The sequence below is a fragment of the Plantactinospora sonchi genome, from assembly GCF_036422035.1.
Taxonomy (GTDB): domain Bacteria; phylum Actinomycetota; class Actinomycetes; order Mycobacteriales; family Micromonosporaceae; genus Plantactinospora; species Plantactinospora sonchi.
Genome location: NZ_JAZGQK010000027.1, coordinates 102,902 through 114,912, shown reverse-complemented (window position 1 = coordinate 114,912; position 12,011 = coordinate 102,902). Strand labels below are relative to the sequence as shown.

Here is a 12,011-nt window from a genome sequence, read left to right as displayed (position 1 = left end):
TCCCGGACCGCGCGCACCGGCCACGCACCGCGCGCTGACCGGCAGGCGCTCCGGATCCACCGCCCGCGCACCGCCCGCTGACGGCACCGTCCCGGGGGCCGGTGGCCCGGGCCCGACCGGCCCCGGCTCAGGACCGTTCGAGCAGTTCGAGCGCGGCCGTACGACTCAGCGCCGCGCCCCGCGCGAAGATCCGTTCGTACGCCGCGTCACCGAGCCGGGCCCGCACCGAACCGGCCACCGCCGTGCCGGCCACCGCCCCCGACGGATCGGTGCCGTCCTGCAGGGCAGACACGGCGCCGAGCAGCAGGCAGGCCCGCTCGGGGTCACCGGCCCGGAGCACCGGCCCGATCCAGCCCTCGACCGCGACCGCGAGCATCGCCGACTCCCACACCCCCACCGGCGCGGCCAACACCTGCCGGTAGCGTGCCCGCGCCTCGTCCGGCGCGCCCTCCGCCTCGGCGATCTGACCGAGCATGACCAGCGCGGCGATCCGGATCCCCTCGGCACCGAACCAGCCGGTCGGGCACTCGGCGAACGCCTGCTCGGCCAGCCGGCGAGCGCCCGCGAGGTCACCCCGGCGCCGGGCGATCTCGCCGAGCCCGAAGCGGGCGGCGGCCAGCAGTTCCGGCGCCCCGGCCCGCAGCGCCAACTCGGCCACCCGTCGGTAGTCCGCCGCCGCCCCGTCGAGTTCCCCGAGGCTGACCCGGCCGTCACCCCGGGTACGCAACAGCTCCGCCATGTCGAGGGTGGAGCCGAGTTCGTCGACCAGGCGCATCGCCTCGTCCAGCAACGCCGTCGCCGCCTCGCCACGGCGGAAGGCGAGCTCGATCATGGTGGTCAGCGCCAGTACGCTCCCCCAGCGCTCGCCGAGTGCCCGGAACCGTGACAAGGCACGGTCGAACTCCTCCCACGCCGCGTCGTACCGGTTCTCCATCATCCGCACCATGCCGACGCCGAGCGCGGCCAGTGCCTGGCTCCAGGGGTCGGGGCCGATGACGTGCCCCCAGGACTCCGGCACCCCCTTCGCCAGGATGGGCAGGTCCGGAGGCGGGCCGGCGGCGACCCCGGACAGGTAGAACAGGAACGGCTGGCTCGGCGGCCGGCCCAGGGTCCACAGGATCTCGCCGGCCCTGGCGACGGCCCCCGCCGCCGGACCGTACCCGCCGAGCGAGGCGTGCAGGATGGCGAGCGCGTACTCTTCCGCCAGACCGGGCGGGGGTGCGGCACCGAGCCGGGTGACGAGCTGACCGGCGAGCGCGGCCCCCTCCCCGCGCAGACCGCGCAGCCACCAGTAGAACGACAGTGCCGCGACCAGGCGGAGCCCCAGGTCGAGGTCGGCGTCGGCGACCGCCCGGCGCAGCGCGAGGTGCAGGTTGTCCCGGTCGGCGTCCAGCCGGCGCAGCCACTCCAACTGGTCCGCCCCGCGCAGCCGGAGGTCGGCGGTACGGGCCAGGTCGAGGACGTATTCGGCGTGCGCCCGGCGCAGCGGCTCCGCCTCGCCGGCCTCGACCAGCCGCTCGGCGCAGAACGCCCGGACCGTCTCCAGCATCCGGAAGCGTCCGCCGCCCGCCTCCACCAGGGACTTGTCGACGAGTCCGGTCAGTACGTCGAGCACGTCGGCGGAGTCGAGCGGCCCGCAGACCCGCTCGATCGCGTCCAGGTCGGCCCCACCTGCGAAGACGGTCAGCCGTCGGGCCAGTCGCTGCTCGGTCCCGTCCAGCAGGTCCCAGCTCCACCGCACCACGGCGCGCAACGTCTGGTGCCGGGGCTGCGCCACCCGGCTGCCCCGGTTCAGCAGGCGGAACCGGTCGTCGAGCCGGGCCGCGACCTCCCCGACCGGCAGCGCCCGCAGCCGGGCGGCGGCGAGTTCGATGGCCAGCGGCAGACCGTCGAGGGTGCGACAGATCCGCAGCACCGCGTCGACGTTCGCCTCGTCGACGTCGAAGCCCGGGGCCACGTCGGCGGCCCGGTCGACGAAGAGCCGTACCGCGGCGTAGCCACGCACGTCGGCGACGCTGACCTCCGTCGCCGGCACCGCCAGACCGGAGACCGGGCACACCGCCTCGCCGGTGATCCCCAGTGGTTCCCGGCTGGTGGCCAGGATCCGCAGCCCCGGACAGCTGGCGAGCAGTCGGGCGGCGAGCCGGGCCGCGTCGGCGACCACGTGCTCGCAGTTGTCCAGCACCAACAGCAGCTGCCGGTCGGCGAGCGCCGCGACCAGTCGGTCGACGACGTCCCGTGGCCCGCCGGGCGCCCGCAGTGCCGCGTCCCGCAGGTTCAGCGCGGCCAGCACCGCCGGCCCCACGTCCGCCCCGTCGACCAGCCCGGCCAGCTCGACCATGCGGACGTCCCCGGGCTGCCGCCCGGCCGCCTCGATCGCCAGCCGGGTCTTGCCCACGCCGCCCGGGCCGTGCAGCGTGACCAGCCGGGCCTCGTCGAGCAGTTTGCCGATCCGCCCGAGTTCGTCCTCCCGCCCGACGAAGCTGCTCACCTGGCCCGGCAGCCCGGCCCCCGGACCGGTGCGGGTGACCTGCGGCGTCGAGAGGTACGCCGACACCGGACCCGGCGGTCCAGCCGGGGCGGTCTCGGCCGGCCGGCTCTCCTCCGCCTGCGGAACCTTCTCAACCGGTCCAAGCGGCGCGGCGGACCGGGGCATGCCCCGTCGCACCGTCGGCCCGTCCGACTGTCCCACCGCATCGCCGTGCCGCACCGTCCGGTCGTCACGCGGCCGGGCCGGATCGTCATGCCTGCGGCCCGGATCGTCACGCGGCCGGGCCGGATCGTCATGCCTGCGGCCCGGATCGTCACGCGGCCGGGCCGGATCGTCATGCCTGCGGGCCGGGCCGTCGCGCAGCAGGGCCGGATCGTCGCGCAGCAGGGCCAGGTGGAGCGCGGCGAGATCCGGCGAGGGGTCGGCGCCGAGTTCGTCGGCGAGCAGGCGCCGCCCCTCGGCGAAGACGGCGAGCGCCTCGGCCCGCCGGCCGCCCGCGTGCAGCGCCCGCATCAGCTGGCCCCGCAACCGCTCCCGCAGGGGGTACGCAATCAACAGGTCCCGCAGTTCGCCGATCGGCGGTCCCGGCTCGGCCAGCCCCAGTTCCGCCTCCACCCGGTCCTCGATCGCACCGAGCCGCAGCTCCTCGAGGCGCACCGCCTGCGCCGCCGCGTACGGGGCCGGCCGTACATCGGCCAACGGCTCGCCCCGCCACAGCTCAAGTGCCTCACCCAGCAGCTTCACGGCGGATCGCCGGTCGCCGTCACGCAGTGCCCGGTGTCCCGCCTCCGCCAGCCGGGTGAACCGGTGGACGTCGACGTCCTCCCGGTCGATGGTGAGGCGGTAGCCCGCCGGGTGGAACTCCAGCAGCGTCCCGGCTCCGGCTCCTCCAGCACCGGCACCAGCTCCAGCTCCGGCTCCGGCTCCGGCTCCGGCTCCGGCTCCGGCTCCGGCTCCGGCCAGGATCTGCCGCAGTCGGCTGACCTGCGACTGCAGGGCGTTCGCGGCACGTGCCGGCGGATGGTCGCCGTACAGGGCATGGATCAGCCGGTCGGCGCTGACCACCCGGCCCGCGTCGAGCAGCAGCAGCACCAGCAGGGCACGGAGCCGGGCACCGCCGACGGCGAGTCGAGTGCCGTCGTCGGCGTACACCTCCGTCACGCCCAGGATGCCGAACCGCATGCCGTTGATTCTCACCCAACCGCGCTTTCCACATTTCACCGCGCGGAATGGAGACATCTGGCTAGCTTTGGAGGTGTTCAGTGTCTTTCGCGCAGTTGGGAGGGTCGGCCATGGACGTCGAGGTCACCATCCGGGTGGACGGGACGGACCGCCGGCTCACCGTGGACACCCGGACGACCCTGCTCGACGCCCTACGGGAACGGCTCGGCAACACCAGCCCGAAGAAGGGCTGTGACCACGGCCAGTGCGGCGCCTGCACGATCCTGCTCGACGGGCGACGGGCGAACAGTTGTCTGGCTCTCGCGGTGGCGCACGACGGCGCCGAGATCGTCACCGCCGCCGGCCTCGCACCGGACGGTCAGCTCCACCCGATGCAGCAGTGCTTCATCCGGCACGACGCCTTCCAGTGCGGCTACTGCACGCCCGGCCAGATCGTGTCGGCCGTCGCCATGCTCCGCGAGGCGGAAGCCGGCTGGCCGAGCGCGGTGACGATGGACAGCCCGGACGGCGGCGCCGACGGCGGCCCGGTCCGGCTCGACGCGGACGAGATCCGCGAGCGGATGAGCGGCAACCTCTGCCGCTGCGCGGCGTACGCGAACATCGTCCCGGCGATCGAGGAACTCGCCCGCCGATGAGACCCTTCCGCTACACCCGTGCCGACGACGTCGACGGTGCCGTCGCCCTGCTCGCCGCGACACCGAACGCCGCCTTCCTGGGCGGCGGGACCAACCTGGTCGACCTGATGAAACTCGACGTCGCCACCCCGGAACTGCTGGTCGACGTACGTCGGCTCACCTCCGACCGGGTCGACGAGCTGCCCGGCGGCGGCCTGCGGATCGGGGCCGCCACCCGGAACAGCGACCTGGCCGCCGACCCGCTGCTCCGGCACCGGTATCCGATGGTCTCCCAGGCCCTGCTCGCCGGCGCCTCCGGTCAGCTCCGCAACCTGGCCACCGCCGGCGGGAACCTGCTGCAACGCACCCGCTGTGTCTACTTCCAGAACGTCACCACGCCGTGCAACAAGCGACAGCCGGGCACCGGGTGCTCGGCGGTCGAGGGGTACCACCGGGAACTCGCCGTCCTCGGCACCTCGCCGGAGTGCGTCGCGACCCATCCGTCCGACTTCGCCGTCGCGCTCGCCGCGCTGGACGCGGTGGTCGTGACGAGCGGGCCGGACGGTGAACGGCGCATCCCGATGGTCGAACTGCACCGGCTGCCCGGGCAGGAGCCGCAGCGGGACACGACGCTGACACACGGCGAGTTGATCACCGCCATCGAGCTGCCGCCGCTGCCCTTCGCCACCTGCTCCCGCTACCGCAAGGTCCGGGACCGGGCGTCCTACGCCTTCGCCCTGGTCTCGGTGGCGGCGGCACTGGACGTGGCGGACGGGATGGTCCGGGACGTCCGGATCGCGCTCGGCGGGGTGGCGCACAAGCCGTGGCGGGCGACCCGGGCCGAGGAGCTGCTGCGTGGCGGCCCGGCCCGGGAGGACCGGTTCCGCGCGGCGGCCGAGGCGGAACTCGCCGACGCCCGGCCGCTGCCCGGCAACGCCTTCAAGGTGCCGCTGGCCCGGAACACCCTCACCGGCACGCTGCGCGAGCTGACCACGGGACAGGTCTGAACCGGCTCCCTGGGTCGTCTGCCCACCTGAGTAGGTTGAACTGGTTGAACCTCGCACAACCTGGCCCGCGTCCCGGGCCGCACGACGGCAGGAGAACACCCCGATGAGCGAGCAGCTGGCCGTACCGACCCTTCCGCTGGCCAACGGCGCCCGGATCCCCCAGTTCGGCCTCGGCACCTGGCCGATGTCGGACGCCGAGGCGGAACGGGCCGTCGCCGAGGCGATCGGCACCGGCTACCGGCTGATCGACACCGCGTACAAGTACGGCAACGAGACGGGTGTGGGTCGCGGGCTGCGCGCCTCCGGCGTACCCCGGGAGGAGCTCTTCGTCACGAGCAAGTTGAACGGCGAGTGGCACGGCCGGGAGAAGGTCCGGGAGGCGTTCCGGGACAGTGTCGGCAAGCTCGGCGTGGACTACCTCGACCTGTACCTGATCCACTGGCCGATGCCCTGGCAGGACCGGTACGTCGACGCCTTCCTCGGCCTCACCGACCTGCTGCGGGAAGGACTGGTACGGGCGATCGGGCTGTCCAACTTCAAGCCGGCGCACATCGACCGGATCCGGGCCGCGACCGATGTCACGCCCGACGTGAACCAGATCCAGTTGAACCCGACGCTGACCCGTGAGGCCACCCGGGCGTACGACCGTGAACACGGCATCGTGACCCAGTCGTGGGGGCCGATCGGGCACGGCCGCGAACTGCTCTCCGAACCGGTGGTGACGGAGATCGCGGAGCGCTACGGCCGGACGCCGGCGCAGGTCGTGCTCCGCTGGCACGTCGAGCTGGGGCTCGTGCCGATTCCGAAGACCTCCTCGCCGGAGCGGATGAAGACCAACATCGACATCTTCGACTTCTCGCTGACCCCGGCGGACGTGGCCGCGCTCTCCGCCCTCGACCGGGGCGAGGAGGCGGCCACCGACTCAGACTCGGTCGGGCACTGAACCGCCGACCGGTGCCGGCGCCCGCCGGCACCGGTCAGGGCAGCTCCATCGTCTCGGTGGTGGCGATCTCACCCAGCGCCGCGTCCAGGTAGTCGCCGACCGGCCGACCGGTGACGGCCAGCAGGTCGGCCACCAGCAGCGGGGCGTGCCGGGCCGCCGTCGACCGGTCCGGCGGCGGCACCTCCCCGACCTCCGGGTGTACGCCGAGCGCGCCGGTCAGCAGCAGCGCCAGCGCCTGGACGTCCAGGTCGGGCAACCAGACGGCGTTGGTCCGGACGCAGCGGGTCAGCACCGCCTGGACGTCCTCGCCGGCCAACCCGTCCGGGTGCGTCTCCTCGAGCTGCATCCGCAGCACGGCGCCGAGCACCCGGCCGACCTGCTCCTGGTTCTGCGCGGCCAGGTCCTCGACCGCCGCCTCGAAGGCGGTGAGGTCCCGGACCCGGGCCGCCTCGACGGCGTCGACCGTGGCACGCCTGATGGCCTGCACCACCACCGGTACGGAAGTCATCCGCCCATTCAACCGGACCCGGCCCGGACCGCCGCCACCGGCGGCTCATCCCGCCCACCGCCACCGGTGGCTCATCCCCTGCCCGGGCCAGGCTCGTCCCCCGCGCCCGCCCGGGCCAGGCTCATCCGTCGTTCCGGCCACCGTTGAGCAACTGGTCGAAGGACGTGGTCAGCGCGAACGGGTCGGCGACCGTGGCCGGCTCCCGCCGGACGATCTCCTCGGCCAGTTCGTCCGCCGCACGGCTGATCCGACTGTGCAGACTGCCCTGCGGGTCACCGCCGCCCCAGTCCTCCGGGGCCGCGAAGACCCCGGTCGGCACGACGATCGCCCGCAGGTAGCTGAACATCGGGCGCATCGCGTGGTCCAGGGCCAGCGAGTGCCGGGCGGTGCCGCCGGTGGCGGCGATCAGCACCGGTCGGCCGAGCAGGGCCTCGTCGCCCAGCACGTCGAAGAACGACTTGAACATTCCGCTGTACGAGGCGTTGAAGATCGGCGTGACCGTGATGACGCCGTCGGCGGCGGCGACGGTGTCGAGCGCCGCCTTCAGCGACTCCGAGGGGTAACCGGTCGACAGGTGGTTCACCACGTCGTGGGCGTGGTCGCGCAGCTCCACGACGTGGGTCTCGACCTCCGCGTGCCGGCGGGCGAGTGCCGCGCCGGCCGCCTCCGCGAGCCGGTCGGCGAGCAGCCTGGTGGACGACGGGACCCGCAGGCCGCCGGAGACCACCGCGAGGGTACGTCTCATCGGTCCGCTCCCGCCTCGACCACGGCACCCGTGCCCGTACCGGCCGCCTCGGCGTCCCGCGCGGCCTTCAGGCTGGCGTGGGTCGGCGCCTCCGGCACGTGCGCCGGACGCAGCGCGGCGAACTCCCGGCGGAGCACCGGAACCACCTCCTCACCGAGGAGGTCGAGCTGTTCGAGCACGGTCTTCAGGGGCAGGCCGGCGTGGTCCATCAGGAAGAGCTGGCGCTGGTAGTCGCCGACGTACTCGCGGAAGCCCAGCGTACGGTCGATCACCTGTTGCGGGCTTCCGACGGTCAGCGGGGTCTCCCGGGTGAAGTCCTCCAACGACGGGCCGTGGCCGTAGACCGGGGCGTTGTCGAAGTAGGGCCGGAACTCCCGGACCGCGTCCTGGGAGTTGCGCCGCATGAAGACCTGGCCGCCGAGTCCGACGATGGCCTGGTCGGCGGAGCCGTGCCCGTAGTGCGCGAACCGCTGGCGGTACAGCCCGATCATCCGCTGGGTGTGCTCCTTGGGCCAGAAGATGTGGTTGGCGAAGAAGCCGTCACCGTAGTACGCGGCCTGCTCGGCGATCTCCGGGCTGCGGATCGACCCGTGCCAGACGAACGGCGGGACGCCGTCCAGCGGCCGGGGCGTCGAGGTGAACGACTGCAGCGGGGTACGGAACTTGCCGGACCAGTCGACCACGTCCTCCCGCCACAGCCGGCGCAGCAGGTCGTAGTTGTTGATAGCGAGCGGGATGCCGTTGCGGATGTCCTGCCCGAACCAGGGATAGACCGGCCCGGTGTTGCCCCGGCCCATCATCAGGTCGACCCGACCGTCCGCGAGGTGCTGCAGCATCGCGTAGTCCTCGGCGATCTTCACCGGGTCGTTGGTGGTGATCAGGGTGGTGGCGGTCGAGAGCAGCAACCGGCTCGTCCGCGCCGCGATGTAGCCGAGCATGGTGGTCGGCGAGGAGGGTACGAACGGCGGGTTGTGGTGCTCGCCGGTGGCGAAGACGTCAAGACCGACCTCCTCGGCCTTGAGCGCGATGGCGACCATCGCCTTGATCCGCTCGCCCTCGGACGGCAACCGCCCGTTCGTCGGGTCCACGGTGACGTCGCCGACGGTGAAGACCCCGAACTGCATGATCAGCTCCTCGCGTGAAGACCGCCCGGGCGCGTCTGTCCCGGCACGTTCCCCACAACATACTTGACTCGGCAAGTATTCCGGACGGGCAAGGGTCCCTCCCTCCCGACGCAGCCCAGGTGTTAGGAGGGGGCCCTTCCTATACAAAAGGCGATGACAAGGGGCCCTTCCTTGCACCGGGGGTGGGTGCGCTATTCATGTCGGATGGAGACTGGCAGCCCGGTGGAGCCGCTCGACGAGTGGCGCCGGCCCGGGCCGAATCCGACGCAGCGCCGCCGCGATCTGTACCTCGGACTGTCGACGGCCGCCGCCGCCATGCTCAGCGTGGTCCTCACGAACAGCATGGGGTTGTTCCCGCTCGGCGCCCCGCCGTCCTGGCCGGAACAGTTGGCCGGGGCGGTGGCGATGTCCCTGCCGCTGATCTGGCGGCGTACCCGTCCCGAGGTGGTGACGATCGTGATCGCCGTGGTGTTCATCGCCGCCCAGGCCCGGGGGAACCCGGAGACGTTGGCCTCGTCGTCCGCCCTCTTCATCGCCCTCTACACGCTCGGCGCCTGGGGCCGACACCGTCGGTGGGCGGCCTGGATCCGGATCGGGGTGATCTTTGCCATGTTCGCCTGGTTGGCCACGTCTGCCACGATCTCGATCATGACGAGCCCCGGGCCGAACTTCGAGGGCGCCGCCGGCCCGCTGCATCCGCTGCTGGCCGCCAGCCTGTACAGCATCCTGTTCAACCTGGCCTTCTTCCTGCTGGCGTACCTGCTCGGCAACAGCACCTGGATCTCGGCGCGCAGCCGTCACCAACTGCGGGTGCAGGCCGAGGAACTGCGGCGGTCCCGGGGCGCCGAGGCCGAGCGGGCGGTGACCCAGGAACGGGTCCGGATCGCCCGCGAACTGCACGACGTCGTCGCCCACCACGTCTCGGTGATGGGGGTGCAGGCCAGCGCCGCCCGCCGGGTCATGGAGAAGGACCAGGCAAAGGCGCGGACCGCCCTCACCGCGGTGGAGCAGAGCGCCCGGACGGCGGTCGACGAACTGCGGCGGATGCTCGGCGTGCTGCGCAACGCGGGCGCCACCGACCGGACCGGGGCGGACACCGGCGACCACACCAGCGGCTACGGCCTGGACCAGGTCGACTCCCTGGTCCGGGGTGCCCGTGACGCCGGCCTCACCGTGGCGTACCAGACCTTCGGTACGCCGCTGCCGGTGCCGGAGTCGGTCTCGCTCGCCAGCTACCGGATCGTCCAGGAGGCGCTGACGAACACCATCAAGCACGCCAGGGCGGGCGCCGTCGACGTACGCGTCCGGTACCTGCACCGCGAGGTCGAGGTCGAGGTGACCGACGACGGACGGGCGGTGCCGGCGACTCCGACCGCCCGGCCAGCGGCGACCGGTGGACTCGGCCTGATCGGCATGCGGGAGCGGGTCGCCGCGCACGACGGGATTTTGGAGGTCGGCCCCCGCCAGGACGGCGGCTTCCGGGTACGCGCCCGCTTCCCGGTGGTCCCACCCGGGCGGGCCGTCGAGGACGACGGATCGGTCCGGTCTGTCGGACAGGCGGCCACGGCATGACCAGCGGCCCCATCCGGATCCTGCTCGCCGACGACCAGCACCTGGTCCGGACCGGCCTGCGGATCATCCTCGAGACGGAGGACGACGTCGAGGTGGTCGCCGAGGCGGTGGACGGCCGGCAGGCGGTCGAACTGACCGCGGCACACCGCCCGGACGTCGTCCTGATGGACGTCGAGATGCCGCACCTGGACGGGCTGGAGGCGACCCGGCGGATCGTCGCCGACGGTGGGACCGACGGACCGGCCGTACTCATCCTCACCACCTTCGACCGCGACGACTACCTCTTCGCCGCCCTGCAGGCCGGGGCCAGCGGGTTCCTGCTCAAGAACGGCACCCCGGAGGACCTGATCGACGCGGTACGCGTGCTCGCCCGTGGGGACGCGCTGCTCGCGCCGCAGATCACCCGGCGGGTCATCGCCGCCTTCGCGTCGCCCGCACCGGCGGGCCCCGCCCGGACACCGACCCAGCGCGGGGGCGCCGTCGGACCGGCCCGGGGCCGGCTCTCCGAACTCACCGAGCGGGAACGGGAGGTGCTGGTCCAGCTCGCCGCGGGCGCCTCCAACGGGGAGATCGCCCAGCGGATGGTGCTCGGTGAGGCGACGGTGAAGACCCACGTCTCCCGGGTGCTGATGAAGCTCGGCCTGCGGGACCGGACCCAGGCCGTGATCTTCGCGTACGAGCACGGCGTGGTGACCCCGGGCGCCGCCGTCGACTGAACCGGTGCGGTCCGGACCGGCCGCCCACCGTGCCACCCGCACTGTTCCGTCGTGTACTTCCGCCGCACGGTTCCGTCGCGCGGCGGACGTCAGGGGCGCCGACGCGGACTAGCGTCTACTCCGCCGGAGCAACGGTGGCTCCGGCAGCACAGACTGGCGGAGGAACTGGATGCTACGTGTCTCGTCCGTGAACCGGACGTTCGGTGATCGGAGGGTGCTGGACGACATCTCCTTCGAGGTGGCGCCGGGGCGGATGACCGGGTTCGTCGGTGCGAACGGCGCCGGCAAGACCACCTCGATGCGGATCATCCTCGGCCTGCTCGCGGCCGATTCCGGTACGGTGAGCTGGCACGGCGCCCCGATCACCCGCGCCGTACGGCAGCGCTTCGGCTACATGCCGGAGGAGCGTGGGCTGTACCCGAAGATGAAGGTCCGCGAGCAGCTGACGTACCTCGGCCGGCTGTACGGGCTCGGCGCGGCGGACGCCCGACGCAGTGTCGACGAGTTGCTGGACCGGATGGGTCTGACCGAACGGGCCGACGACCTGCTGGAGACGCTGTCGCTCGGCAACCAGCAGCGGGCGCAGGTCGCCGCGGCACTGGTGCACGACCCGGAGCTGCTCATCCTCGACGAGCCGTTCTCCGGCCTCGACCCGATCGCGGTGGACGTGGTCGCCGGGGTGCTGCGGGAACGGGCCGCCGACGGCGTACCGGTGCTCTTCTCCAGCCACCAGCTCGACGTGGTGGAGCGGCTCTGCGACGACCTCGTCATCATCGCCGCCGGTGCGGTCCGGGCCACCGGCAGCCGTACCGAGCTGCGGTCCCGGTACGCCGCCGCCCGGTACGAGCTTGTCGTCGACGGCGACGCCGGCTGGGTACGCGACCTGTCCGGGGTGTCCATCGTGGACCTGGACGGGGCCCGGGTCGTGATCGAGCTCGCCGATCCGGCCGACGACCAGCGGGTACTGAACGCCGCGCTGGAGCGCGGTCCGGTACGCGCCTTCGCCCCCGTCGTCCCCTCGCTCGCCCAGATCTTCCGGGAGGTCTCCCAGTGACGACCACATCCGCCCCCTCCCCCGCCCGTCAGACCCAGCCGGGGCGACCGGACCG

At 73.0% G+C, this 12,011-nt stretch carries 10 protein-coding genes; 6 read left to right on the top strand and 4 right to left on the bottom strand.

Annotation, left to right across the window (positions count from 1 at the left end; all coding sequences use genetic code 11):
* Nucleotides 1–127: 127 nt before the first annotated feature.
* The gene (locus V1633_RS28365; protein WP_331217335.1) at nt 128–3,673 is read right to left on the bottom strand and encodes an AfsR/SARP family transcriptional regulator; all 3,546 of its coding nucleotides are present in this window, start codon (nt 3,671–3,673) and stop codon (nt 128–130) included.
* Between the two features lie 110 nt (nt 3,674–3,783).
* Between V1633_RS28365 and V1633_RS28360 the strand changes: the two genes are divergently transcribed.
* From V1633_RS28360 to V1633_RS28350, 3 genes are all read left to right on the top strand, one after another.
* Nucleotides 3,784–4,308: a 2Fe-2S iron-sulfur cluster-binding protein gene (locus V1633_RS28360; RefSeq protein WP_331217334.1), complete on the top strand. Its 525-nt coding sequence runs from the start codon at nt 3,784–3,786 to the stop codon at nt 4,306–4,308.
* A complete protein-coding gene (locus V1633_RS28355) occupies nt 4,305–5,294 on the top strand; it encodes an FAD binding domain-containing protein (RefSeq protein WP_331217333.1) in 990 nt (329 codons plus the stop codon). The genes V1633_RS28360 and V1633_RS28355 overlap by 4 nt, the downstream gene beginning before the upstream one ends.
* Nucleotides 5,295–5,397: 103 nt before the next feature.
* Nucleotides 5,398–6,237, top strand: coding sequence for an aldo/keto reductase (locus V1633_RS28350; RefSeq protein ID WP_331217331.1), 840 nt, complete (start codon nt 5,398–5,400; stop codon nt 6,235–6,237).
* A 34-nt stretch (nt 6,238–6,271) separates the two neighbouring features.
* On the opposite strand, the gene V1633_RS28345 is transcribed toward V1633_RS28350, so the two are convergent.
* From V1633_RS28345 to V1633_RS28335, 3 genes are all read right to left on the bottom strand, one after another.
* Nucleotides 6,272–6,745, bottom strand: a complete 474-nt coding sequence (locus V1633_RS28345) for a hypothetical protein (protein ID WP_331217329.1) — start codon at nt 6,743–6,745, stop codon at nt 6,272–6,274.
* 121 nt (nt 6,746–6,866) lie between these two features.
* Entirely contained in the window at nt 6,867–7,490 is a 624-nt protein-coding gene (locus tag V1633_RS28340; protein ID WP_331217328.1) for an FMN reductase, read from the bottom strand.
* Nucleotides 7,487–8,614, bottom strand: coding sequence for an LLM class flavin-dependent oxidoreductase (locus V1633_RS28335; RefSeq protein ID WP_331217327.1), 1,128 nt, complete (start codon nt 8,612–8,614; stop codon nt 7,487–7,489). Before V1633_RS28335 ends, V1633_RS28340 begins: the two co-directional genes overlap by 4 nt.
* A gap of 204 nt (nt 8,615–8,818) precedes the next feature.
* Between V1633_RS28335 and V1633_RS28330 the strand changes: the two genes are divergently transcribed.
* The 3 genes from V1633_RS28330 to V1633_RS28320 all read left to right on the top strand — a co-directional run bounded on the left by V1633_RS28330 (nt 8,819) and on the right by V1633_RS28320 (nt 11,956).
* Complete coding sequence (locus V1633_RS28330) at nt 8,819–10,186, top strand: sensor histidine kinase (RefSeq protein ID WP_331217326.1); 1,368 nt, start codon at nt 8,819–8,821, stop codon at nt 10,184–10,186.
* Nucleotides 10,183–10,902, top strand: a complete 720-nt coding sequence (locus V1633_RS28325; protein WP_331217325.1) for a response regulator transcription factor — start codon at nt 10,183–10,185, stop codon at nt 10,900–10,902. Before V1633_RS28330 ends, V1633_RS28325 begins: the two co-directional genes overlap by 4 nt.
* 169 nt (nt 10,903–11,071) lie before the next feature.
* The gene (locus V1633_RS28320) at nt 11,072–11,956 is read left to right on the top strand and encodes an ABC transporter ATP-binding protein (RefSeq protein ID WP_331217324.1); all 885 of its coding nucleotides are present in this window, start codon (nt 11,072–11,074) and stop codon (nt 11,954–11,956) included.
* Nucleotides 11,957–12,011: the final 55 nt, after the last annotated feature.